23 protein-coding genes, 1 tRNA gene and 1 other RNA gene are annotated in these 22,379 nt (G+C 69.6%); 9 read left to right on the top strand and 16 right to left on the bottom strand.

The genetic code is table 11. From position 1 onward, the window contains the following. Positions 1-37: 37 nt before the first annotated feature. The 5 genes from ACO0LU_RS00955 to ACO0LU_RS00975 all read right to left on the bottom strand — a co-directional run bounded on the left by ACO0LU_RS00955 (position 38) and on the right by ACO0LU_RS00975 (position 4,886). Positions 38-1,036: an ArsA family ATPase gene (locus ACO0LU_RS00955; protein ID WP_424789562.1), complete on the bottom strand. Its 999-nt coding sequence runs from the start codon at positions 1,034-1,036 to the stop codon at positions 38-40. Next, positions 1,027-1,302, bottom strand: a complete 276-nt coding sequence (locus ACO0LU_RS00960; protein WP_424789563.1) for a cory-CC-star protein — start codon at positions 1,300-1,302, stop codon at positions 1,027-1,029. The genes ACO0LU_RS00955 and ACO0LU_RS00960 overlap by 10 nt, the downstream gene beginning before the upstream one ends. Then, positions 1,299-3,017, bottom strand: coding sequence for a carbon starvation CstA family protein (locus ACO0LU_RS00965; protein ID WP_424789564.1), 1,719 nt, complete (start codon positions 3,015-3,017; stop codon positions 1,299-1,301). Before ACO0LU_RS00965 ends, ACO0LU_RS00960 begins: the two co-directional genes overlap by 4 nt. Positions 3,018-3,326: 309 nt before the next feature. Then, a complete protein-coding gene (locus tag ACO0LU_RS00970) occupies positions 3,327-4,520 on the bottom strand; it encodes a fatty acid desaturase family protein (RefSeq protein ID WP_424789565.1) in 1,194 nt (397 codons plus the stop codon). 210 nt (positions 4,521-4,730) lie between these two features. Beyond that, positions 4,731-4,886 carry a hypothetical protein gene (locus ACO0LU_RS00975; protein ID WP_424789566.1) on the bottom strand — a complete coding sequence of 52 codons (156 nt, stop codon included), beginning with the start codon at positions 4,884-4,886 and terminating at the stop codon, positions 4,731-4,733. 248 nt (positions 4,887-5,134) lie between these two features. Here ACO0LU_RS00975 and ACO0LU_RS00980 point away from each other — a divergent pair, with 248 nt between their 5' ends. The 3 genes from ACO0LU_RS00980 to ACO0LU_RS00990 all read left to right on the top strand — a co-directional run bounded on the left by ACO0LU_RS00980 (position 5,135) and on the right by ACO0LU_RS00990 (position 8,381). Further along, on the top strand, positions 5,135-6,604 hold the full coding sequence (locus tag ACO0LU_RS00980) for a S10 family peptidase (RefSeq protein WP_424789567.1): 1,470 nt from the start codon (positions 5,135-5,137) through the stop codon (positions 6,602-6,604). Between the two features lie 233 nt (positions 6,605-6,837). Beyond that, the gene (locus ACO0LU_RS00985; protein WP_424789568.1) at positions 6,838-7,602 is read left to right on the top strand and encodes an ABC transporter ATP-binding protein; all 765 of its coding nucleotides are present in this window, start codon (positions 6,838-6,840) and stop codon (positions 7,600-7,602) included. Beyond that, positions 7,599-8,381 (top strand): ABC transporter permease, encoded by a 783-nt coding sequence (locus ACO0LU_RS00990; protein ID WP_424789569.1) that lies wholly within the window; start codon positions 7,599-7,601, stop codon positions 8,379-8,381. Before ACO0LU_RS00985 ends, ACO0LU_RS00990 begins: the two co-directional genes overlap by 4 nt. A 1-nt stretch (position 8,382) precedes the next feature. Here ACO0LU_RS00990 and ACO0LU_RS00995 read toward each other — a convergent pair whose 3' ends face one another. The 8 genes from ACO0LU_RS00995 to ACO0LU_RS01030 form a co-directional block, all read right to left on the bottom strand. Continuing rightward, positions 8,383-9,444 (bottom strand): phosphotransferase enzyme family protein, encoded by a 1,062-nt coding sequence (locus ACO0LU_RS00995; RefSeq protein ID WP_424789570.1) that lies wholly within the window; start codon positions 9,442-9,444, stop codon positions 8,383-8,385. A 41-nt stretch (positions 9,445-9,485) separates the two neighbouring features. Continuing rightward, positions 9,486-9,950, bottom strand: coding sequence for a VOC family protein (locus ACO0LU_RS01000; RefSeq protein ID WP_424789571.1), 465 nt, complete (start codon positions 9,948-9,950; stop codon positions 9,486-9,488). Positions 9,951-9,960: 10 nt separating this feature from the next. Continuing rightward, positions 9,961-10,431 (bottom strand): helix-turn-helix domain-containing protein, encoded by a 471-nt coding sequence (locus tag ACO0LU_RS01005; RefSeq protein ID WP_424789572.1) that lies wholly within the window; start codon positions 10,429-10,431, stop codon positions 9,961-9,963. An 89-nt stretch (positions 10,432-10,520) separates the two neighbouring features. Next, the gene (locus ACO0LU_RS01010; RefSeq protein ID WP_424789573.1) at positions 10,521-11,255 is read right to left on the bottom strand and encodes a glutamine amidotransferase; all 735 of its coding nucleotides are present in this window, start codon (positions 11,253-11,255) and stop codon (positions 10,521-10,523) included. Then, positions 11,252-11,722 (bottom strand): DUF4190 domain-containing protein, encoded by a 471-nt coding sequence (locus ACO0LU_RS01015; RefSeq protein WP_424789574.1) that lies wholly within the window; start codon positions 11,720-11,722, stop codon positions 11,252-11,254. Before ACO0LU_RS01015 ends, ACO0LU_RS01010 begins: the two co-directional genes overlap by 4 nt. Continuing rightward, a complete protein-coding gene (locus ACO0LU_RS01020) occupies positions 11,715-12,380 on the bottom strand; it encodes a LytR C-terminal domain-containing protein (protein ID WP_424789575.1) in 666 nt (221 codons plus the stop codon). Before ACO0LU_RS01020 ends, ACO0LU_RS01015 begins: the two co-directional genes overlap by 8 nt. A 76-nt stretch (positions 12,381-12,456) precedes the next feature. Continuing rightward, the gene (locus tag ACO0LU_RS01025; RefSeq protein ID WP_424789576.1) at positions 12,457-12,750 is read right to left on the bottom strand and encodes a type II toxin-antitoxin system VapB family antitoxin; all 294 of its coding nucleotides are present in this window, start codon (positions 12,748-12,750) and stop codon (positions 12,457-12,459) included. 177 nt (positions 12,751-12,927) lie between these two features. Beyond that, positions 12,928-13,443, bottom strand: coding sequence for a DUF6328 family protein (locus ACO0LU_RS01030; protein ID WP_424789577.1), 516 nt, complete (start codon positions 13,441-13,443; stop codon positions 12,928-12,930). Between the two features lie 209 nt (positions 13,444-13,652). Between ACO0LU_RS01030 and ACO0LU_RS01035 the strand changes: the two genes are divergently transcribed. Next, a complete protein-coding gene (locus tag ACO0LU_RS01035) occupies positions 13,653-14,957 on the top strand; it encodes a uracil-xanthine permease family protein (protein WP_424789578.1) in 1,305 nt (434 codons plus the stop codon). Between the two features lie 334 nt (positions 14,958-15,291). Here the strand turns inward: ACO0LU_RS01035 and ACO0LU_RS01040 are convergent. After that, positions 15,292-15,379, bottom strand: a tRNA-Ser gene (locus ACO0LU_RS01040). Positions 15,380-15,538: 159 nt separating this feature from the next. On the opposite strand from ACO0LU_RS01040, the gene ffs reads away from it, so the two are divergent. The 5 genes from ffs to ACO0LU_RS01065 all read left to right on the top strand — a co-directional run bounded on the left by ffs (position 15,539) and on the right by ACO0LU_RS01065 (position 20,048). Next, an RNA gene (ffs, locus tag ACO0LU_RS01045) (signal recognition particle sRNA small type) lies at positions 15,539-15,635 on the top strand. Between the two features lie 61 nt (positions 15,636-15,696). Then, positions 15,697-18,387, top strand: a complete 2,691-nt coding sequence (locus ACO0LU_RS01050; protein WP_424789579.1) for a DNA polymerase III subunit gamma and tau — start codon at positions 15,697-15,699, stop codon at positions 18,385-18,387. Next, complete coding sequence (gene recR / locus ACO0LU_RS01055; RefSeq protein WP_424786781.1) at positions 18,387-18,992, top strand: recombination mediator RecR; 606 nt, start codon at positions 18,387-18,389, stop codon at positions 18,990-18,992. The genes ACO0LU_RS01050 and recR overlap by 1 nt, the downstream gene beginning before the upstream one ends. Continuing rightward, positions 18,989-19,225 (top strand): hypothetical protein, encoded by a 237-nt coding sequence (locus ACO0LU_RS01060; protein ID WP_424789580.1) that lies wholly within the window; start codon positions 18,989-18,991, stop codon positions 19,223-19,225. The genes recR and ACO0LU_RS01060 overlap by 4 nt, the downstream gene beginning before the upstream one ends. A gap of 196 nt (positions 19,226-19,421) precedes the next feature. Next, complete coding sequence (locus ACO0LU_RS01065) at positions 19,422-20,048, top strand: DUF5063 domain-containing protein (RefSeq protein ID WP_424789581.1); 627 nt, start codon at positions 19,422-19,424, stop codon at positions 20,046-20,048. 94 nt (positions 20,049-20,142) lie between these two features. Here the strand turns inward: ACO0LU_RS01065 and ACO0LU_RS01070 are convergent, their stop codons facing one another. Both ACO0LU_RS01070 and ACO0LU_RS01075 read right to left on the bottom strand, forming a co-directional pair. Continuing rightward, positions 20,143-21,285, bottom strand: a complete 1,143-nt coding sequence (locus tag ACO0LU_RS01070) for an ABC transporter permease (RefSeq protein ID WP_424789582.1) — start codon at positions 21,283-21,285, stop codon at positions 20,143-20,145. Between the two features lie 19 nt (positions 21,286-21,304). After that, on the bottom strand, positions 21,305-22,255 hold the full coding sequence (locus ACO0LU_RS01075) for an ABC transporter ATP-binding protein (RefSeq protein ID WP_424789583.1): 951 nt from the start codon (positions 22,253-22,255) through the stop codon (positions 21,305-21,307). Between the last annotated feature and the right edge of the window lie 124 nt (positions 22,256-22,379).

Below are 22,379 nucleotides of genomic sequence, written 5' to 3' on the forward strand. Positions count from 1 at the left end.
GGAGGGGTGGCACCGGAGCGTGCCCGTGGCGGCGGGCTCAGGAGGCGGTGGCGATGAGGTCGGCGAAGCGTTGCACCGCTGCCTCACCGACGATGTCACCTGCCAGCAGTGGCAGTTCGATCATCGGCACGTGCCCCAGCGCCTCGCGCACGGTGTCCAGATGGACCTCCTCCTGGGCGCGGCGGTCGGCGAGCAGGCCTCCGGCGTCGGCGGGGGAGCGCTTGTTCACCACGAGGGCGCCCACGTGCACCCCTGAGCGCAGCAGTTGTCCGTAGAGTTCGATCGTCTCCAGGACGGGAAGCCGTTCGGCGGCGAGCACAATCACGAACGCGGTGCGCTCGGCGTCGGTGATCAGGTCCCGTAACCGTTCGAACCGGGTGCGCCGGCGCAGCAGGATCCGCCTGATCTCGTGATCACGCTGGGCCCGTTGGTCCACCCGCCGCCCGGTTCCGACGATCCCGGCGGCACCCGCGTCCGGGTCGAGCCCGCGCAGTGCGGCCCCGAACTTGGCCGAGCGGTCCTGCCGGCGCAGCAGCCCCTCGGTCCAGGCGAACATCGTCTCGGGCAGGCTCATCAGTCGCGAGGTGTGCCCCGAGGGTGCGGTATCGAGGATCACTAGATCGTGCGAGGCGTCCTCCAGCACCTGCGCCACCCGCTCCAGGACGGCCGCCTCATAGGTGCCGGGGGCATCGCGGGCCAGCGCCAGGTGCTTGTCCACCTCACCGGACAGGTGCTCGGGCATCAGCCGCCGCAGCTGGTGACCCACCGCGGCCAGGTGCTCGTTGGTGGTGCGGGCCGGATCGATCTCCAGACCTTCCAGGTTCTGCACGTCCCCGGCCAGGGGCGTGACCTCATCACCCACCTCCCGGTGCCATAGGTGACCCAGGTTGTGGGCGGGGTCGGTGGAGACCACCAGCACCCGCCGTCCGGCCCTGGCCTGGTGGTATCCGACGGCGGAGGCGACCGCAGTCTTGCCCACTCCGCCCTTGCCGCCGACGAATAACACCCGACGGGACCCAGCGAGTCCTAGCAGCACGAGAAGTGATCCAGCGGCGAGTGGTCCATGCCCATCCTGCGGTGCCAGTCGTGGAAGCGGTCGTACATCACCGGCAGCAGTTCCACCGTGTAGTAACTGGCCGGGTTGGGCACGCCCAGCATCTCGGCGAGCACGATCATCATGAACAGGTCGTCCTCGTCACGCTGGGCACGGGCAAAGGTGCGCCGGTAGGGGGCGACGTAGAACTCCCGCAGTCCAGCCGCGAAGCGGCGTGCGGCCGAGAGGTTCTCGCCCCCGTTCGTCAACGCTCCCGTCCCTCGTCAGCGGTCCTGTCCTCGGCGACCACCGCGGGCTCGTCGTCGGCTTCGAGTGGTTCCTTGCGGGCCTTGAGCATCGCGTTCACCGCCTCCACGATCACCCACAGGGCGGCGACGATGATGATGACATCGAGGATGAAGAGCAACCAGTTGGCATCGGAGAAGAACTGGCCCACCTGCACCAGCGCCGCGTACAGCGACATCACGAAGACGAACACCAGCGGGATCAACGCCGGGAGGGGGTTGCGGCCCTTGCGCAGCAGCATCACCGTGATGATCGACAGGGTCAGCCCGGCCAGCAACTGGTTCGTGGTCCCGAACAGGGGCCAGATGATCATGCCCCCGGCACCCTCGGCGCTGATGGAGAACGCCAGGCCCAAGCCGAAGACCAGCACGATGACGGTCGCCAGGATCGTGCCGATCTTCTTGTTGGCGATGGTGAATGCCTCCTGGACCACGTAGCGTTGCAGACGCACACCGGTGTCCATGGTGGTGGCGGCGAACAGCACCGCCGTGGTGGCCAGGATGGTGGCGCTGAGCGAGACGGGCAGGCCCAGCCCGGAGTTGACGATGTTGGCACCGCCCTGGACGAAAGCGGGGGCCCCGCCTTCGCTGAAGGCCGAGTACACGCTCTCCCAGTCGGCCAGGGTGGCAAAGCCCGCGGTGACTGCGATGATCGACCCCAGTGCCAGCAGCCCCTCACCCACGGCTCCGAAATACCCGACGAACCGGGCGTCGGACTCCTTGTCGAGTTGTTTGGAACTGGTGCCCGAGGAGACGATTCCGTGGAAGCCCGATATCGCCCCGCAGGCGATGGTGACGAACAGCAGCGGCACCAGACTCGGAGTGCCGGCCGGAACGGCGTCGTTGAACGCCGGTGCCACCATCGTCGGCGAGGCGATCGCCACCGACACGTACAGGATGCCCAGGGCGAGGAATAGTTGCAGTCCGTTGATGTAGTCGCGTGGCTGCAGCAGCACCCACACCGGCAGCATCGAGGCCAGGCCGGCGTAGAGGAACAGCACCAGCACCCAGAACGCTTCGGCGGACAAGCCCAGGACCGTCTCGGGCAGCACGATCGGGAAGTTGTCACCCAGGATGATCAGGGAGTAAAGCGCGACCACTCCGATGATGGAGACCCAGATCAGGTTGAGATTCCACCGGTAGATCGCCTGGCCGATGAGCACCGCGACCACCAGAGCTCCCCAGGCGGGGATCACCGCGCTGGGGTTGGCGACCAGCAGCCCACCGATCACCACGGCGAAGGCGGTGTTGACCATCAGCAGCAGCAGGAAGATGACGACGAGGAACAGATTGCGTCCCCGGGGTCCGATGTACCGGCCGGACAGGGTGCCGATCGACTGACCCTTGTTGCGCACCGAGGCCCACAGTGCGCCCAGGTCGTGCATACCGGCGAAGAAGACGGTGCCCAGGGTGACCCACAGGAAGGCCGGCAGCCAGCCCCAGATGACGGCGACTGCGGGGCCGACGATCGGCGCGGCGCCGGCGACGGAGGTGAAGTGGTGGCCCCAGAGCACGTACTTGTTGGTGGGGACGTAGTCCACCCCGTCGCGGAGTTCATGGGAGGGGGTCCGGAACGAGGCACTGAGCCGGTAGATACGCCGGCCGAGGAACTTGGAGTAGAGCAGGTAACCCAGGATCATCATGCTGACGCCGATGAGGGCGAGGATGAGAGAGTTCACACCGTCTCCGATCTTCGTCGATGTCGACCGGTCTTCCCGGAGGGACCACCCGGCCCGGACTGGTTCGGTGAAGTGCGCCACACTCTAGCGCTCCCACCCAGGCCACATCCAGGTTTCGGGGCAGCGTCCACGTTCCGGGCCGGACGGGGCGGAACTCGGTGCGCGGAGATCGACCGCGCCACATCCGGGCGTTTCAGGCGCGTCCAGTGCGATACCGGGCGCCATACCCTTGGAGACACTTCGCTGTGCGGGAGGGTCGTGGCGCCGGGTGCCGCTGCGCTGCTCTGAGCCGCTGCCGGCGGCCGGCGTTCAGAAGGGGCGGTTGTTCATCACCATCGGGCACTCGAACGGGTCGGCGTGACCCAGCCCGACGCGGTTGAGGTACTCCACCACGATCCGGTAGGACTCCAGCAGACCTGTCTCGGTGTATGGGATACCCCGGGCCTCACACAGTTCGCGCACCATCGGGCGCACCTGGCGCAGGTTCACACTGGGCATCCTCGGGAACAGATGGTGCTCGATCTGTAGGTTGAGCCCACCCATCGCCCAGGTCATCGCCGCCCCGCCGCGAATGTTGCGGGAGGTCATCACCTGACGGTGCAGGAAGTTGACCGTGTCGTTCTTGCCGATCAGCGGCATGCCCTTGTGGTTGGGAGCGAAACTCGCGCCCATGTAGAAGCCGAAGACCATCAGTTCCACCACCAGGAACGCCAGGCCCAGCCACGGTCCGAGCGCGAACACGAGCAGGGCCGGGAAGCCGATCAGTCGCACGGCCACGAGCACCGACTCCAACCCGCGGTAGCGCAGGTCCTTGCTGGTGACGATCGTCTGGATCGCCCGGAAGTGCAGGTTGAACCCTTCCAGGGTGATCATCACGAAGAACAGCCATCCCTGCCGGCGGGTGACCCAGCCGAGCACGCCGCTGCGGCCGGGGGCGTCCTCGGGGTTGAAGACCAGCGCCCCGGTCTTGATGTCCCCGTCCTTGCCGATGGTGTTCGGGTCGGCGTGGTGCTTGCCGTGTTTGCGAGCCCACCAGCCATTGCTCAACCCCACCACCAGGTTGGCGACCAGGATGGAGAGCCATTCGTTGCGCTTGCCCGTGGAGAACACCTGCTGGTGTGCGGCATCGTGGCCCAGGAACGCGGCCTGGGTGAACAGCACCCCGAATAGCACGGCCACCGCCAACTGCCACGGCGTGCGGCCCAAGGTGAACAGCAGGGTGAACGCTCCGCCGAAGGCGATCAGCAACACCACTCCACGGGCGATGTACCAGCCCGGACGGCGACCCAGCAGCCCGGCGGCCTTCACCTTGCGCTTCAGTTCCAGGAAGTCGCGCTGCGCGGCCTGCACGGCACCGCCGCGCGCAGGAGTCCGGGGCGCGGCACCGGCCCGAGCAGAAGGCGTGGCACCGGCCTGCGCAGGATCGGCGGGCAAGGATGCGCCACCGATCAGTGCGTCGTCCCCGGGCCGGACGGACTGGGGTGCCCGAGCAATAGTGGTCATACCTGGAATCTAGGTTGCCGATCGGCACCGGCACATCACCCGCCAGAGCGAACCTCCACCCCCTACTGCGGTAGGGGGACCGGGCGTGTCGAGCCAATGGGCCCGAGCGATGGGGCCGGGACGCCTGTGTCGCCCGGGCCCGGACATGCGTACACCGGGCTGCCCACGTGGGGCGGCCCGGTGCACGGAGATCATGGGCAGTACGTAGGGCTACACGCGACCCCGGCCCCTCGTGACCAAGGACATGATGATCGAGGCGACCAGGATGATGATCCCGATCCAAATCAGGATCTGGGCCGCTTCGACCGCGACTCCGATCACCAGCATGATCACGCCAACGATAATAAGGATCAACCACAGGGCCATACTCTGCTCCTTCGTTCGATGCGCCTGCAGGCGCTCGGTCGCATCGAGCATGGCGGATATCGTGCGGTTCGGCATCTTGAACGGTGTGGTCGCGGCCGGAAGGGGTGATTGCAGCCGCTGCGTCGGGCCACGAGATCCGCGCCGTTCCAGGCTCTATCGCTCTCGGCGATCGCGGTCGAGGTGCAGGGAAGCGGTTGCGCCGGACTCGGATTCAGTGCGGTGCGCCGGACTCGGTAGGCTCGCCGGTGATGTCTGAGAAAACTGAAACCAGCGAACCCACTCCGGAGCCGAGTGTCGAGGACGAACTGGTCACCACCAGCCACACCTTGACCACCTCTGCCGGACCCCTGCACTACACCGCCAAGGCAGGCCGGGTGGTGCTGTATGAGGACAAAGTCGACGACGGCGTGTGGCAGGGCCGTAAGGCCCGCGCCCAGGTGGGTGTCACGGCCTACACCCTGGACGACGCCGACCCGGCCGAGCGGCCGGTTACCTTCGCTTTCAACGGTGGTCCCGGCTCGGCCAGCGTCTGGCTGCACCTGGGAGTGCTCGGTCCGCGGCGGGTGGTGATGGGTGACGTCGGCGACCTCCTCCCGCCGCCCTATGCCCTGGCCGACAACCCCGAGAGCCTGCTGACGGTCTCCGACCTGGTGTTCATCGATCCGGTCTCCACCGGGCACTCCCGGGTGGTGGAGGGGCAGAAGGCCGCCGACTTCCACGGGTTCACCGGAGACATCGAATCGGTGGGCGAGGTGATCCGGCAGTGGGTCACCGCCGAGGGACGTTGGATGTCCCCGAAACTACTGGCGGGGGAGTCCTACGGCACCACCCGTGCCGCCGCGCTGGCCCAGCACCTGCAATCCAGCGGGATGTACCTCAACGGGCTGATGCTGATCTCGGCGGTATTGAACTTCGGCACCAACCGGTTCCAGCCGGGCAACGACGACGCGTATGCGATGTTCCTGCCCTTCTATGCCGCGACCGCGCACTATCACGGCAAGCACCCGGGCCGGGAGCTGGATGAGGTGATCGCCGAGGCCGAGGCATACGCGGCGCGTGACTATCCCTACGTGCTCAGCCGGGGTAGCCGGCTCACCGCTGCGGAGCGTACTGCGGCCGTGACCAGCATCGCCCGCCTGGCCGGGGTGAGCGAGGAGTACGTGGACCGGGCGAACCTGCGCCTGGAACACCTGCGCTACTTCACCGAGTTGCGCCGCGATGAGGGCCTCACGGTGGGGAGGCTGGACTCCCGGTTCACCGGGCCGGCCGCCTCCGGTATCGCCGAGCGGATGGACGCCGACCCATCGATGGATGTGATCCTGGGTCCCTACGCCACGGCCTACCAGCACTACATGCGTGCCGAGTTGGAGGTGAAGGACCCCAGCCCCTTCCATGTGTTCGGACCGAACGTGATCGGGGAGTGGAGTTACAAGGAATTCGAGAACGCCCCGGTGTACGTGTTGGACCGGCTCTCCCGTGCGATGCGACAGAACCCGCACCTGCAGGTGCACGCGGCTTTCGGCTACTTCGACGGCGCCACCCCGTTCACCAGTGCGGAGGAGGATCTGGCCCACCTGGACATCCCGGAGTCCTTGCAGGCCAATATCGAGCGCAAGTACTACGAGGCCGGCCACATGATGTACGTGCACGAGCCGAGCCGGGTGGCCCAGTGCGCCGACCTGGCCGACTTCGTCCGGCGGGCCACCGGCCGGGGCTGATCTCCACAGTCGCGCGCCCTGGGTGATGCGGCAGGCCCATCCGACCTGTGTTAGTGACTAACATCGAGGGATGGGTCGCTGGGAACGCACACACCAGCGGCGCGTGCCCGCCCTGCCGGTGAGAGACCGATGCGGGCCGTGACCGAAGCCGTCCGGCAGGCCTGGCACCAGGTCGGCCCCGCGCGGCACACCGCGCTCGACGTCGCCCTCGACGTCCTGGGTGGAGCGTAGCCATGCTCATCCTGGAGGACGTCTGCCGCACCTATCGCAACGGGCCCGGGGTGCACCACCTCGACCTACATGTCAGAGCCGGTCAGATCGTGGCGCTCGTCGGCCTCAACGGGGCAGGCAAGACGACGTTGATGCGCCTGGCGTTGGGCATGCTCCGCCCCGATCGCGGCACCGCGCACCTCTTCGGCAGGCCGTTGCGCGAGTTGCCCGCCTCCCAACTGGCTCGCCTCGGCGCGCTGGTAGAGACGCCGTTGGCCTATCCGGAGTTGAGCGTGCTCCAGAACCTGAAGTTGGTGGCCCTGCTGCGGGGCACCGGAACCCACCGGATCGCGCAAACGCTGGAGCACTGGGAACTGACCGAGTTGGCCGTCCGCCGTTACCGCCGGTTGTCCGCGGGGAACCGACAGCGGGTGGGTCTGGCCGCGGCCCTGGGCCATGATCCGGAACTGATCGTGCTCGACGAACCCAGCGCAGCCTTGGATCCTGCGGGCGTGATCGTGCTGCGAGAGACACTGCGGCGCCGTGCTGGGGCCGGCGCGGGTGTGCTGGTCAGCAGCCACCACCTCGATGAGGTGGCCCGGATCGCCGACCGTATCGTGGTGATGAACGCCGGTCGCCTCATCACGGACCTGGATCCGGCCGCCACGGACTTGGAACGAGTCTTCTTCGAAAGCGTCCGCCGCGACGACGAACAACGCCGGAGTTCACCCGGGGCCCCCGGCAGCCATCGACCTGGTCACGGTGCTTCGGGCGAGGAGTCGCGATGACGGCGGCGATCAGGGCCGAAGCGCTCAAACTCCTCCGGTCCTCGGTGGGAGTGCTGGGCACGGTCGCGCTCGTCGGCGGTGTGCTCGTCCTGGTTGCCGGGCTCACCACTGCGGTGCGGGCCGGAAACCCTCAGGTGATCGCACAAGCCGGCCCCGGGGCACAACTGGACTGGGCGGGCATGCTGGCCATGGCGATGCAGATCACTGCGGCCGGCGCCTTCTTGGGTTGTGGAGTGGTGCTCACCTGGATGGTGGGCCGGGAGTTCAGTGACGGCACGATCAGTGCACTCTTTGCCCTCCCGGTGTCGGTGGGGCGCATCGCGCTGGGAAAGATCACCGTCTATGGCCTGTGGGTGGTGGCGGTGCACCTGGCGCTCGCCGTCGGGCTGCTAGCGCTGGGTCTGTTGCTCGGGTACGGCGTCCCGGACGCCGGAGTGTGGGCGGGCATCCTGCGGCTGTTCGTGTTGGGACTGCTCACCGGCGCGATCGCGATGCCGGTGGCGTGGGTCGCGACCCTGACGCGCTCGGTCCTGGCCGGAGTAGGGGCCACCATCGGACTTGTCGCGCTCGCTCAGGTGGGGGTCCTGGCCGGGGCCGGAGGTTGGTTCCCGCTCGCCGCGCCGGCGCTGTGGGCGATGTCCGGCTCCGGGACGCCGGCCGTGGGCATCGCCTCGGGGACGACGGTCACGGGCGTGCACGTGCTGATCGTCGTCGTGACCTCCGTGCTCTTCGCCCTGCTGCTCTGGCGGTCCTGGTCCAGGCTCCAGATGGATCACTGAGTCACAGGCCGGCGCTCAGGTGTTGAGCCGCCTGTGTCCACCCGGCCGGATTCCGTCCGTCGAGGACCTGGGCGATGGACAGCCCCAGGGCGAGCGCGCCCAGCCAGCGCTCCTCCAGATCGCTCAACGGCCGCACCGATCGGTATCCGGCCACCAGGGACTCCCGGGCCGCCGGGGGTGCCGGGTCCCAGGTGGTGTAGCGGGTGGCGAGCAGGGTGCAAGCGAGGGCCAGGTCCAGCACCGGGTGATCGAGGGCCATCTCGTCGAAATCCAGTACCGCGCTCACCTCCGGGCCGTTCATGAGCACGTTCGTGCCCCGGAAGTCGTGGTGCACCAGTTGGGTAGGGGTGCCCAGGGCGGGTAGGTCGGCTACGAGGGCATCCAGGCGGTCCGCGGCGCGTGGCACGCGGTGGCGGGCCGGGCCCGCCACGGCGCGGTGCAGACGGCGGTGCAGGTCGGGCTCGCCCACCCGGTGCCCGGCTCGGGGCAGGTGGGCGACGGCGGTGTGCAGCCGGGCCAGGAGGACACCGGCCGCGCGGACCCCGGCCAGGTCCCCGGCATCCAGCAGGGTGCCTGGTACCAGCGGCTGCACGATGACCGACAACGGTTGATCGTGCGTGCCGGACGCTGCCGTAGCCGCACCCGCCTGCGCTACCGGGCCGGCGTCGTCGTGCAGCCCATCGTGGCGTTCGCTTCCGGCTGCAGATCGTTGCAGCACCACCCGGGTGGAGCCGTCGCTCGCCGGCCTGGGAGCAGCGACCGGAAGGCCCACCTCCCCCAGTTGGGCCACGACGTCGGCGATCAGGCCTAACCGGTCGAACCTGGTGGCGTCCGCGCACGCTTTGACCACGACGATGCCCCGGTCGGTGTGCGTCCAGGCGATCGCGTTGTGGTCGCTGAGCACGATGCACTCCACCTGTCGCACCTGTAGCGACCAGTACCACCGCAGTACGTCGGTGAGCCAATGGGACATCTCGGGTAGGTCGGCGAATCCGAATCGCTCCGTGAGTGCCCGGGCGGCGTCGACGCGCTCCCACAGCATCGACAGGCCGGGGGCGAACACCCGCCCGACGCTAGCAGCCCCGCAGGCCACCCCAGCGCTGCTCAGGCCTGCGGGCCTGCCTGCCAGCGCGCCAGATCGTCGTCGGTGATCTGCGACATCTCGGTGGGCTGGGTGATGCGAACGTGGTTCCCGAACGGGTCCCGCAACGCGCAGTCGATCCCGTAGGGCTGTTGTACCGGCTCCTGGGTGAACTCCACCCCCTTGTCCCGGAGGGCGGCGTAGGTGGCGTGGCAGTCGTCGGTGTTGAACATCGCCACCGCCCCCATGGCGCCCTTGGTGACCAGGTCGCGGATCCGCGCTGCGTCGTCGTCGGACATCGCCGGTGGCCCGGGCACCTCCAGCAGGATCTGTCGGCCCGGGTCCGAGGGCAGTGCAACGGTGAGCCAGCGCATGAAGCCCATGTCCACGTCGCTGGTGACCTCCAGGCCAAGTTTGCCGACGTAGAAGTCCAGCGCCTCCTCCTGGTCGAGTACGTAGATTCCGTGTATTCCGATGGTGGTGAGCATGGTCCCCACGCTAGGAGGTGGGCAGGGTCGGGTGCTTATCCGAAACTGCTCGGTCCGCGCTGCCTGCTCGATCCGGTTGTGCTGCTTTGTCTGCGCTGCTCGGCCGGGTCCACCCCTTCACGAAGCACACAGGTGCCGTCAGCGGTGTCGCCTGTGCCCGGTAGGCGCTCGGCGAGCGCCCGATGATCGCGGTGAACGTACGGCTGAAGGTGCCCAGGCTCTCGAACCCGACCGCGAAGGAGATGTCGGTGACGTTCAGTTCGGTGTCACGCAGCAGCGCGCAGGCACGTTCGATACGGCGGCGTTGCAGGTACCGGTGCGGCGTCTCTCCGAAGGTGGCGCGGAACTGCCGGGAGAAGTGAGCCGGAGACATCACCGCCACCCGGGCCAGGCCGGGCACGTCCAACGGCTCGGCGAAGTCGCGGTCCATCGCGTCCCGGGCGCGCAGCAACCGGCGATTCTGGTCCTCGTTCGGGTGCATAGCGCTCCTGTGGCCGGGCATCCCCGGTGCCGCGGACATGTGCCCGCCGAGCACGGGCGTGGCCTCGACGACTCCGGCAGTGGGTCGTTTCAGTACTGAGCGTAGCGGGCGGTGAAGTTGCGCAGAATGGCCGGGGGGTGCTGCACGGAGGTGTGCTCCAGCGCGGCGAACAACGCGGACTGCTCCTCCGGTGGGTAGTACCCGTGCCGATCGTAGGTGGCCAGGCGCCCCAGCAACCCGGGCAGATCAAGTTCGGGGTGGAATTGCGTGGCGTAGAGGTTCTGCTTGATCCGGAACATCTGCACCGGGCAGCCAGGGGAGGAGGCGAGCAGTACCGCGCCGGGTGGTAGTTGGGAGCATGCCTCCTTGTGGCCCACGTAGGCATCGAACGTGTCGGGCAGTCCCTCCAGCAGCGGGTCGGCCCGTCCCTCGGGCGTGAGGGTGATCGGCACCGCCCCGACGGCCTCGCCGTAGGTGGTGTCCACCACCGCACCTTGGTGCACGCCCAGGGTAGCGACGCCGTAGCAGGCACCCAGGAACGGGAAGTCCCGGGTCACGACCTCATCGAGCAGCGTCGACAGGTCGGCCTCCACCCGGTGCTGCACCGCCGACTTCGCCTCCGGCGGGTCGGTGGAGTTGAACGGGCTACCGCCCACCAGTACACCGGAGTAGGCGTCCAGATCGATCGGCGGCAGCGGACCGGCCTCGACCCGCACCCGGTGCAACTCCTCCGGGCGCAACTGCCCGTAGTTCAGGAACGCTGCGTACTCACTGTCCGCGGCGTCGTCCTCGGCCCGGGTGGCGATCAGCAGGAACGGCTTCACAGGTTCGTGAGCCAGGTGGTGCCGATCAGCACGCTCCAGAACAGGGTCACGGCATAACCCAGGACCATCCCGCCAAGGGCCATTCCCCGTCCGGTGCGCTGGTAGTTCCGGGTCCGGTACACCCCCAGGTGCCCGAACACGATCGCCAGCAGCGCGGGCACGGCGATCACCACCCCGGCCAGGGCCAGCACCAGGGAGGCCGCAGCGAACCCACAGGCCGGGGTGCGGGGGGAGTAGTAGCCCGGACCGGCGAAGACGGCCGCCGGGTCCGGTAGCGGCCGGGTGAACTCGTTGACGAACGCGGACGAATCCGGCAGCAGCCGGGCGGTGCCGACCGGGCCCTGGGCGTAGGGACCCGAGGTGACCTGCACCGGCGTGGCCGCCATCGGGGCGGCGGGGGTGCGCAACGGGGCGAAGCCGGCTGGGCGTGTGGTGCCGGTGCGGGTGTCCGTGCCGGTGTCACTCATCGCCGTCGCCGTCGTCCCCCTCGTCCTGGCCGCTGTCCTCACCTTCGCCGCCCTCGTCGACATCGTCGAGCACCACGGGCTCACAGCCGGGTAGCGGGTCCAAGGGCACCTCCTCCTCCAGGGTCACCGACTCCAGCGGCAGTAACCCGTCGAATTCGCCACCGACGGTGATGGTCAAGGTGTCTTCGGTGCGCCCGTCGAGTTCGATGTGGGCCTCGGGGAAGTGGGCGGCCACGGTGTAGGCGTTCGCCACCGCGCTGGGGCCGGAGACGATCCGCACGATTCCGTCGAAGCGGACGGGGGCGTTGCCCTCATCGCCGATGACGACTCCGCGCTCGGCGAGCGACGCAGCGGTTCCGGCGGCCAGGCCGGCGCGATTGGTGCCGTTGAGTACGTCGGCGGCGATCTCATCCATCGGCACCGGCAGCGCATCGGGAGGAGGGCACGGGGCGGCGGGTGCGGCTTCCTCGGGTTCGGGGGTCTGGATCGGGATGTTCACCGGCGCCGGCAGGATGCCCACCCAGATCGCTCCGGCGGCCAGGCCGATCACCAGCAGACCCGCGATCAGCGAACCGAAGATCACGGTTTGGCGCTGCTGCAGGTGCCGGCGGCGGGACTCGCGCGCCTCGTGTGCGCGCTTGGCGTCGATCGAACTCACGGCAGAACCGTATCCGACAACGGGCTGATGACGCTGGCCTGCACGGCCCGTGGTCCGAACCGTGAACGTAAGGGCATCAGAGTTCGAGCACCCGGGCGTGCAGCACATTGCGCTGCTGCAGCGCCGCTCGCAACGCCCGGTGCAGCCCGTCCTCGAGATACAACTGTCCGCGCCAGGCCACCACATGGGCGAAGAGGTCACCGTAGAACGTGGAGTCCTCCGACAGCAGGCTGCGCAGGTCCAGGGTGGCCTTGGTGGTGATCAACTCATCGAGGCGGACTTGCCGCGGCGGGATCTCGGCCCAGTCCTTGGGGGTCTCGTGACCGTGCTCGGGGTAGGGGCGGTCCTCGCCCACGGCCTTGAAGATCACTCCTCGATGGTACCTGCGACCCGGAGGTGCCGTGACTCACGCCGACGCCGCGACGCGGGGCCGGCGTGAGTGTGTCCGGTGCTCCGGGCGCGGGTTGGGGGAGGTGCCGCGTGTTGCTCGTGCCCCGGTGGGCGCGTGCAGATCGGGGGCCGGGCGGGGATCAGGGCCACGCGGACCCTAGGAATCTCGTGGGGAGAGGGGCCGTCGACCCATGCGCCACGGCAGCGCCAGCCAGAGACCGATCAGCAGTACCGCCGCAGCGCCGGCCGCGATCCAGGTGGCGGGGGTGCCCAGCACCATCTCGAACACGAACGCGGCCGTACCGGTGACCACCAGGCCGAAGGTGACCAGGCCGATCTGGGCCAGTGTGTTCGCGGTCTCGACCAGTTGCGGTTTGCGCCGGCGCCGGAACAGCCGCCGATGCAGGCTCACCGGGGCCACCAGGAGCGCAGTGGTGGTGACAGCCAGGGCCACCAGCACCAGGTACAGCGCCCGCTGGAAGTCGTCGAGTTCGGTGAACCGCGGTTGGAAGGGCAGGGTGAGGAGGAACGCGGTGAGGATCTGGATCCCGGTCTGGGTGACGCGCAGTTCCTGCATCAGTTCATCCCAGTTGCGGTCCGAGCGCTCGGTCTCGGTCTCGGCGCGCTCGGCGCGTGGTGCCTTCCGGCCCGGTGCTTCCTGGTCAGAACTCACTTTCGCCATTGTGCCCGGTAGCGCTGGGCGCGGCAGGTCGAGCCCTGAGGGCGACGCGCCTCGGTGCCGGCCCGAAGCCGGGCGGTATCTGGTGAGAGGACCAGCTCGTGGGAACGTCCACGACGTGCGATCCGTACCGATACGATGCCGGGCGAGCCACGCCGAGGTGGACGACAGGATCAGGCCGAATAGGAACGCAGAGGTGCGCTGTGGCGATATGGACGTTGTACCGAGACGGTAAGTCAGTAGCCCCCGGCGAGGCGGTGGGCCCCAAGCAGCGCCTGACGTGGCCCCGCACCATCGGGCTGGGCAGCCAGCACGTCGTGGCCATGTTCGGCGCCACCTTCCTGGTGCCGCTGCTCACCGGATTCCCGCCGGCTACGACGCTGTTCTTCTCCGCGATCGGGACCATCCTCTTCCTGATCATCACCCGCAACAGGGTGCCCAGTTACCTCGGATCGAGTTTCGCCTTCATCGCCCCGATCGGTGCGGTCACGGCCTCCCAGGGCATGTCCACCGCAGTCGGTGGAATTCTGATCACCGGGGTCCTGCTGGCCCTGGTGGGGCTCGTGGTCCACTTCGCCGGTGCGAAGTGGATCGATATCGTCATGCCGCCGGCGGTGACCGGCACGATCGTGGCTCTGATCGGCTTCAACCTCGCCCCGGCCGCCTGGGGCAATGTGCAGGAGTCGCCGGTGACGGCGATCGTCACCCTGGCCGGGATCGTGCTGATCACGGTGTTGTTCCGGGGGATCCTCGGGCGGCTGGCGATCCTGGTGGGCGTGCTCGCCGGCTACGCGGTCGCGGTGATCCGCGGCGAGCTGGACTTCACCAGCGTCGCCGAGGCCGCCTGGGTGGGCCTGCCCCAGTTCACTGCCCCCACGTTCGACATCGCCGTCGTCGGCCTCTTCGTGCCCGTGGTGCTGGTGCTCGTGGCCGAGAACGTCGGTCACGTGAAATCGGTGGCGACGATGACCGGGGAGAACCTGGACGATGCGATGGGCCGGGCGCTCTTCGCCGACGGCGTGGCCACCACCCTGGCCGGGACCGGTGGCGGTTCGGGCACCACCACCTACGCCGAGAACATCGGCGTGATGGCAGCCACGCGGGTGTACTCCACAGCCGCCTATGCGGTGGCCGGGGTGGCGGCGTTGCTGCTGAGCCTGTCGCCGAAGGTCGGTGAACTGATCGCCACGGTGCCGGCCGGTGTGCTCGGGGGTGCCGCCACCGTGCTGTACGGGATGATCGGGGTGCTCGGGGCGCGGATCTGGGTGCAGAACAAGGTCGACTTCTCCGACCCGGTGAACCTAACCACAGCCGGCATCGCGCTGGTGATCGGCATCGCCAACTACACCTGGGTGGTGGGCGAACTGCGGTTCGAGGGCATCGCTCTGGGTACCGCTGCGGCACTGGGGGTCTACCACCTGATGCGCAGCGTCTCCCGCTGGCGTGGCACCTCGGCCGAGCCCGCCTCCCCGGCGTCGGTGCCGCACAACCCCACTCCTTCGGACTGACGTGCCCGGGGCACACCTCGCGGCTGGCCGCCCCCCGGGCGCGGAGCACCTCACGTCGCCAAAACCATCCAATTGAGCGCTCCCGGCGCCGTTCGGCGCGCCTGCGGCGCCGCAACTCTCCAATTGGATGGTTCTGGCGGTTCATTCGGCCGGGTGGGGCGCGGACCGGTCCGGGTGGGGGCGGTTTTCGGCCTGGGGGTGCCCGGAACGCAGCGGGCCCGGAAAGCAGCGGGCCCGGAACGCAGCGGGGCCGGAACAGGGGATGGGGCCCGGAACGCAGGGGGCCCGGATCCAGGTGTGGTCCGGGCCGCGGGTGATGTCCCGAGACATCGCATGGCGGAGGATGGGGGATTCGAACCCCCGAGGGCGTTAACCCAACACGCTTTCCAAGCGTGCGCACTAGGCCACTATGCGAATCCTCCTGGAACTGCCCCATGAGGATACCGGAACTGTGCGCCCGGGCCGAATCCGCGTGCTGTGAGATCGCCGACCCTCGTTGCCCGTCGCCTGCCGGGCGGTGCCCTACCCCGAGGCGCTCCGCGACCTCGTCGACCCACCGCCGACTCCCGGTTACACTGGGTGGCGACCCCTCGCGTGGCGTCATCTTGCTGAACTCCCCCAGGGCCGGAAGGCAGCAAGGGCAGGTGAGCTCTGGCGGGTGCGCGGGGGGTCCTTTGCTGCCCGGATACATCCACAGCGAGCTCGCCCGATGTCAGCCCACTCACCTAGAGTGAGGCGCGTGAGCACCGCCCTGTACCGCCGCTACCGGCCCGAGACGTTCACCGACGTGATCGGGCAGGAGCACGTCACCGAGCCGTTGATGGCCGCGCTGGCAGCGGACCGGGTCACCCACGCCTACCTTTTCTCCGGTCCGCGTGGCTGCGGGAAGACGACGTCGGCGCGGATCCTTGCACGATGCCTCAACTGTGCCCAGGGCCCCACCGCCCAGCCCTGCGGGCGGTGCGACAGCTGTGTGGAACTGGCCCGGGGCGGGTCGGGAAGCCTGGACGTGGTGGAGATCGACGCCGCAAGTCACAACGGCGTGGACGACGCGCGGGAACTGCGCGAGCGCGCCGCGTTCGCCCCCGCCCGGGACCGGTACAAGATCTTCATCCTCGATGAGGCGCACATGGTCACCACGCAGGGATTCAACGCCCTGCTCAAACTCGTCGAGGAACCCCCGCCGCACATCAAGTTCGTGTTCGCCACCACCGAACCGGACAAGGTGATCGGCACCATCCGTTCCCGCACCCACCACTACCCGTTCCGTCTGGTGGCTCCGGAGAAACTCACCGACTACCTGCAGTCCCTGGCCCAATCCGAAGGGATCAGCGTGGCCGGCGGGGTGCTCCCGCTTGTGGTGCGGGCCGGCGGTGGGTCGGTGCGCGACTCCCTGTCGGTACTGGACCAGCTCATCGCCGGGGCCAAGGATGCCGAACTCACCTATGAGCGGGCGGTGGCGCTGCTCGGGTTCACCCACGCCGCCCTCCTGGACGATGCCGTGGAGGCCTTGGCCGCGCGTGACGGGCTGAGCGTGTTCCGGGTGGTGGACCGGGTGATCGAGTCCGGGCACGCCCCTCGACGGTTCGTGGAGGACCTGCTTGAGCGGCTGCGGGACCTGATCGTGGTCCGCGCCGCCGGCGAGGAGGCGGCTTCAGTGCTGCGTAGCGTCCCTGCCGACCAACTCGAGCGCATGCGCTCCCAGGCCCAGCACATGGGTGCCGGTGCCCTGTCTCGCGCCGCGGACCTGGTCAACGATGGCCTGACCGAGATGACCGGCGCCACGTCCCCGCGCCTGCAACTGGAGTTGCTGTGCGCACGCCTGCTGCTTCCCGCTGCCGATGACGGCGTGGACGGCTTCGCCGCACGATTGGACCGGTTGGAAGCAGCGATCGCAGGTGCGCCCTCGCCGAGCACCCCGACAACTGCCCGTCCGACGACGGAGCCGGCCCCCCAGCCGCGGGCCCGGGAAGTGCCCGCGAGCGCAGGAATGACCGAGCGGCCCGCTGAGGCTCCGGCACGAGCCCAGGAGACGGCCCGGGCGGCCCAGCCCGAACCGGCCAGCCGGCCGGCCGAGCCCGCACCCGAACCGGACTCCGGACCGGCGCCGGACGTGGGACCTCACCGGCCGGGAACGAGACGGGAGGCACCGGCGGGCCCGGAGGCACCGGCACCGCCTGCAGCCGTGCAGACCCCGGCAGGCGAGCAAGCCCCGGCAGGCGAGCAGGCCGGAGGCGCGATGACGACGGATCAGGTTCGTCGTCGTTGGCCCGAGGTGCTGGACACCCTGGCCCGGCTCAAGCGGACTTCGTGGGCGCTGGTCTCCCAGGATGCCCAGGTGATGGACCTATCCCCGACCACGTTGTCGCTGGGCTTTTCCACCTCGGGCCTGGCCACCGCGTTCCGGTCCGGCCCGCACGCCGACATGGTGGCGCAGGCGCTACGGGAGACCCTGGGCGTGGAGGTCCGGATCGAGCCGGTCCTGAACGACGGTTCCGCGGGCGGTGGTGGCGCCGCTCCGCGCCGGCCGGCGCCGACGCAATCCGGTCCCGGGTCCCCGGCCGCCGATCCCACCGCGTCCGCCCCGAGTGCCCCGCACGAGCAGACCTCCCGGCCGGCACCGGGTCGTCAGTCGGAAGCCGGGCCAGCGGAGCAGACCGCGGCGCCGGGGCAGGCCCCGCCGCCGGAGCGACCCGCGCAGCCGGAACAGGCGGCGCGAGCCGAGCAGCCCGCGCCTCGCAGTCTCGATGCGGTCAGTGGCGGTGCGGTCGGTGGCGGTGCGGAGCCTGCGGGCCCGGAAGCCGGTGACGGCCACTCATCGGACCGGCCGCACGGTGCCGGCCGGACCGGACCCAGTGCCACGGGCGCGGCCCGGTCGGCGGGCACGACCTCCGCTGAGGTCAAGGGTCCGCGCGAGGCTCCGGCGGGCGATGCCACGCCGGGAATCGACGGCGATGGCTGGGCCGATGTCCCGGTACGGCGGCCACCGCAGAACTGGTCCGCAGCGGCGAGCGAGGCCACCGGCTCCGGCAGCGAATCCGGCGCTACGGGTGCGCTGGACCATGACGTGCCGCCCCGCGCGGGCGCGATCCCGGAGCAGACGGCCGGGCCGGGCGCGCCGGTCTCACCTGGTTCCGATGCCACACCCGATCACTCACACCTCTCCTTGGCCCCGGACGCACCGGACCACGGCACCTCCGGCTACCGGGCGATCGCCACCCAGGCGCAGGAAGCCGCCCTGGTAGCCGAGCCACCGCGCAACCCAGATGCGCCCGCACCCGTGCAGCGCCTCGGGGACGAAGCCGATGAGCACTCCGATGACGATCCGGCCCTGGAGACCACCGAGGTGGTGGGCGCGCCGCTGGTGGCGCGTCTGTTGGGCGGAACCGTGATCGATGAGGAGATCGACGATCCCGGGCAGGTGCGGTGATGGTGGCCTATGACGGCGCCGTCCAGGATCTGATCGATGAACTGGGCCGACTGCCCGGGGTGGGGCCCAAGAGCGCCCAGCGGATCGCCTTCTACGTCCTCGGCGCCGATCCCGAGGACGTCCAGCGCCTGGCCACCGCCCTGACCGAGGTCAAGGCGCGGGTCCGGTTCTGTGAGGTGTGCGGCAACGTGGCCGAGGAGGAGCAGTGCCGCATCTGCCGTGACCCACGTCGCGACGGCGCGCTGCTGTGTGTGGTCGAGGAGGCCAAGGACGTCGTGGCGATCGAACGGACCCGGGAGTTCCGCGGGCGCTACCACGTGCTCGGTGGGGCCATCAACCCGATCGACGGGGTGGGTCCGGACGATCTGCGCATCCGCGAACTGCTGACCCGGCTGGGCGATGATGAGATCACCGAGATCATCATCGCCACCGACCCCAACGTGGAGGGGGAGGCCACCGCGACCTACCTGGTGCGGATGCTGCGACCGATGGGCCTGACCATCTCCCGGCTCGCCTCCGGCCTGCCGGTGGGCGGGGACCTGGAGTACGCCGACGAGGTCACCCTGGGCCGGGCGTTCGAGGGCCGCCGGGCCGTCGACGCATGAGCCGCGACCCCAAGGTGGTCCTGATCACCGGGGTCCAGGCCGCCGGCAAGTCCACCCTCGCGCCGTTGCTGGCCGACCGCCTCGGCCCTCCGTCGATGGCGCTGGATGGTGATGTGTTCTACTCCGCGGTTCGAGCCGGGCACGCCCGGATGGGCCCCGACCCGGAGGCCGTGCGCCAGCTACGGCTGCGGTACGAGGCGTCGGCCCTGGATGGAGCGGATCGCCTCCGCTGAACGACACCTGGTGGTGCTGACTCCCGGCCCGGACGTTGTGCTGACGCGCGCGCGAGCGGGGGAGGTGCTCGAAGTGCTGAGCGTGCCGGCCCGCGGGAAGCCGGCCGATCGGCGTGCCGCAGCCGGGAAGATAGCCGCAACCCACGTCGATTGCCTACGGTGGGGGCACACCAACGACACCGAAGGTGGGTAACCGATGGAAGCGAGTCTCGATGCGGACCTGCGCGTGCTGGGTACGGCGACCGCAGCGGTAGCCGAGCAGTTCCTCAGCACCACCAAGGAGGTGGCCTCCGGGTCCAGCCCGGGCGTGGCGATCCCGCTGCTGCTGCTCGCGGTCTCGGATCTGGTCACCGCCGGCGCGCGGCTGGGCGCCATCACCGACGTGGTCCCGGCCCACCGGTTCGAGCCCGACGACGGCCCCGAGGTCGACAGTGAGCCGCTGCGGGTCTCCCTGGCGAACGTGCTCGAGGGGTTGGATGCCTACTCCGAGGTGATCGACCCGCTCATCAGCGCCGACACCGGTACCGCCCGGCTCAGCGACGACCTGGCCGACATCGCCACCGCGCTGTCCACCGGGCTGCAGCATCACCGCGCCGGACACCCCGACGAGGCGCTGTGGTGGTGGCAGTTCTCCTACCTCTCGGTGTGGGGTGAACGAGCCACCAGCGCCACCCGGGTCCTGATCAGCCTGATCGCGCACCTGCGCCTGGACGTTGACGACGAGGTTGCCGCTGACGCCGAGTTCCACGCCCTGCACGCCACGCCCGGCGAGGTGGCAGCGGACGGCCGGCCGGCCCGGGGCACCCCCGCATCGGGTGACTGACCCGGCGCCCGTCCACGCTGCGACCCGCGCCGGCACCGAAGCGTCGCGCGAAGCCCGCGTGCGCCGTCGTCGGCCACGCCATGGGACCGTGCGGTCAGGCGACTCGCGCTCCCCGGGGCAGGGTCCGGTAGGGCACCGCCAGCCGGCGGATGGCGAGGGTCAGGCCACCGGCCCCCAGCAGCAGGTGCAGACCCAGCCCCCAGGGCCAGTGGGGCGTCTGGGACAGCGCCGGCGGTTCGGGTGCGTCCGGACCGTAGTTGCCGCTCCAGCACTGATCCACCTGCGCGCTCGGCCCCTCGCGGGCCAGTTGCACCGCGCCCCGGATCGCTCCCAGGGGCCCCTCGGAGGAGTACCTGTCGGCGGGGTCGATCGACGGCGCAGCTGAGTCAGCGAGGATCACGAACGGGTTCACCGCCAGCAGCCACCAGGTGCGGTCGGTGTCGGAGACTGATTGCAGGTGGGTCTCCCAACGGCACCGGGCATCCTCGCCCTGGGCGAAGGGCACGGTGTACACCTGCACCTCCCGCTCCTGGGTGATCAACGGGAACGTCAGCCCGAACAGCACCAGACAAAGGATGCTCAGGGTGCCCACGGTCAGATAGGACAACACGGTGGACCCGGCCGGACGGTTCGTCACTGCGGAAAATCCCAGGCTGACCGCGCACACCACCACCAGCAGCAACGCCAGCACCACGAGGGCCAGGGCCAGGCGTCCGATACCGGTGCGGGACAGGACCCAGGACCAGATCAGGAAGGGCATCGAGACCGCCAGGAAGGACAGCGCGGCGAACCACCCGGCCAGTAACTTCCCCAGCGCCAGATCGACCGGGCTGAGTTTGGTGATCTGCATGATCGCCAACGTGCCGGCCTGACGGTCCCCGTTGATGGCGGTGGAGGACAAGGTCGGCGTGACCAGCAGCCCCAGGCCGAGCACGAACATCAGGATCAACTCGTAGACGAAACGGCTCCCGGGCGCCCCGCCCACGGTGGTCAGGGCCTGGTGCAACAGGATGGAGACCACCCCCACGAGTACGAAGAAGGCCACCAGGGCCACCTTCCACCGGGTCGAGCGCACCCGCTGGCGCAACTCCAGCACCAGGACGGTGCGGATACCCTGCCAACTCACCGCGCGCGCCCGCTGCTCGGCCGGTTCCACCGGGGCCGGGCCGAACGGGTGCTCCGGGCCGCCCGGGTCGGCGCCACCCGGGTGCCGGGAGGTGGGGGTCCCGGTGGTCATCGCCGGTCCGCGTCCAACGTCAGATAGGCCTGCTCCAGCAGCCCGCCGACCGGCGCGCCAACTCGCTGATCGGCACTCCGGCCCCCACCGCATCGGCGAGCAACCGTGCCGCGGCCCGCTCATCGGGCAGTTCCACCAGGACGGTGGCGGCCCCCGCAGGTGCGTCGGTGTCCGGGATCAGCCTGACCTGGGCACGGTCGGCCCAGACGGTGAGTGCGGTGGCATCCAGACTGTGCAGCCGCCAGCGCCGTTGGGCGCTGGTCGCGGCGAGCAACCCGGCCGAGGAGACCGTGGCACCGCGCGCCAGGAACACCGCGTCGTCGACCATCTCGTCCAGTTCGGCCAACACGTGGGAGGAAATCAGCACGGTGGTGCCCGCCTGCGCGAGGGAGCGCAGCAGCGTCCGCATGTCGATCCGTGAGCGCGGGTCCAGGCCCGAGGCCGGTTCGTCCAGCAACAGCACCTGCGGCCGGTTCACCAGCGCCCGGGCCATCCCCAGGCGCTGTTTCTGCCCCCTGGAGAGCACCTGGGCAGGCGCATCGGCGAACTCACTCAGGTGCACGGTCGCCAGCAACTCGGCGGCACGACGGCGGCTCTGGGTCGGTCCGAGCCGGTAGGCGCCACCCATCGTGGTGAGGATCTCGGTGGCGCTCAGGGATTCCCAGGTGCCGAAGGCATCGGGCATCCACCCGATCCGTGACCGGGCCTGCGCCGAGCGCGTCGGGTCCGCGCCGGCCACCAGCAATTCCCCGGTGTCCGGGGCGAGCAGCCCGGCGAGCATGAGCAACAATGTGGTCTTGCCCGACCCGTTCGGGCCGATCAGCGCGGTGACGCTGCCCCGGCGTACATCCAGGTCCACGGCGTCCACGGCTCGCACCTCACCGAAGGCCCGGGACAGACCCCGGGCCCAGATCGCCGGTGGGGTAGCCGGCGGCGTGACGGGGGGCACGGCATCGGCGGTTGTTGCCATGAGCACAATCTAGGCCCGTGCGGCCCCGCTTCCCAGTAGGCGGTGGCGCCGGATGGGTGAAGGTTTCGTGCGCAGGAACGACCGTGGCACAACCCCCGGCTCGCGGGGATCGTGCCACTGGGTG

The organism is Pseudactinotalea sp. Z1748 (genome assembly GCF_049725185.1).
Lineage (GTDB): Bacteria > Actinomycetota > Actinomycetes > Actinomycetales > Beutenbergiaceae > CALKWS01.

Coding starts and splice junctions, on each gene's coding strand:
- ACO0LU_RS00985 (WP_424789568.1), top strand. CDS start 6,838: ATGCTCATCCTGGAGGACGTCTGCCGCACCTATCGCAACGGGCCCGGG.
- ACO0LU_RS01075 (WP_424789583.1), bottom strand. CDS start 22,255: ATGGCAACAACCGCCGATGCCGTGCCCCCCGTCACGCCGCCGGCTACC.
- recR (WP_424786781.1), top strand. CDS start 18,387: ATGGTGGCCTATGACGGCGCCGTCCAGGATCTGATCGATGAACTGGGC.
- ACO0LU_RS01000 (WP_424789571.1), bottom strand. CDS start 9,950: ATGCTCACCACCATCGGAATACACGGAATCTACGTACTCGACCAGGAG.
- ACO0LU_RS01065 (WP_424789581.1), top strand. CDS start 19,422: ATGGAAGCGAGTCTCGATGCGGACCTGCGCGTGCTGGGTACGGCGACC.
- ACO0LU_RS00990 (WP_424789569.1), top strand. CDS start 7,599: ATGACGGCGGCGATCAGGGCCGAAGCGCTCAAACTCCTCCGGTCCTCG.
- ACO0LU_RS01070 (WP_424789582.1), bottom strand. CDS start 21,285: ATGACCACCGGGACCCCCACCTCCCGGCACCCGGGTGGCGCCGACCCG.
- ACO0LU_RS01060 (WP_424789580.1), top strand. CDS start 18,989: ATGAGCCGCGACCCCAAGGTGGTCCTGATCACCGGGGTCCAGGCCGCC.
- ACO0LU_RS01005 (WP_424789572.1), bottom strand. CDS start 10,431: ATGCACCCGAACGAGGACCAGAATCGCCGGTTGCTGCGCGCCCGGGAC.
- ACO0LU_RS01015 (WP_424789574.1), bottom strand. CDS start 11,722: ATGAGTGACACCGGCACGGACACCCGCACCGGCACCACACGCCCAGCC.
- ACO0LU_RS00975 (WP_424789566.1), bottom strand. CDS start 4,886: ATGGCCCTGTGGTTGATCCTTATTATCGTTGGCGTGATCATGCTGGTG.
- ACO0LU_RS00980 (WP_424789567.1), top strand. CDS start 5,135: ATGTCTGAGAAAACTGAAACCAGCGAACCCACTCCGGAGCCGAGTGTC.
- ACO0LU_RS00970 (WP_424789565.1), bottom strand. CDS start 4,520: ATGACCACTATTGCTCGGGCACCCCAGTCCGTCCGGCCCGGGGACGAC.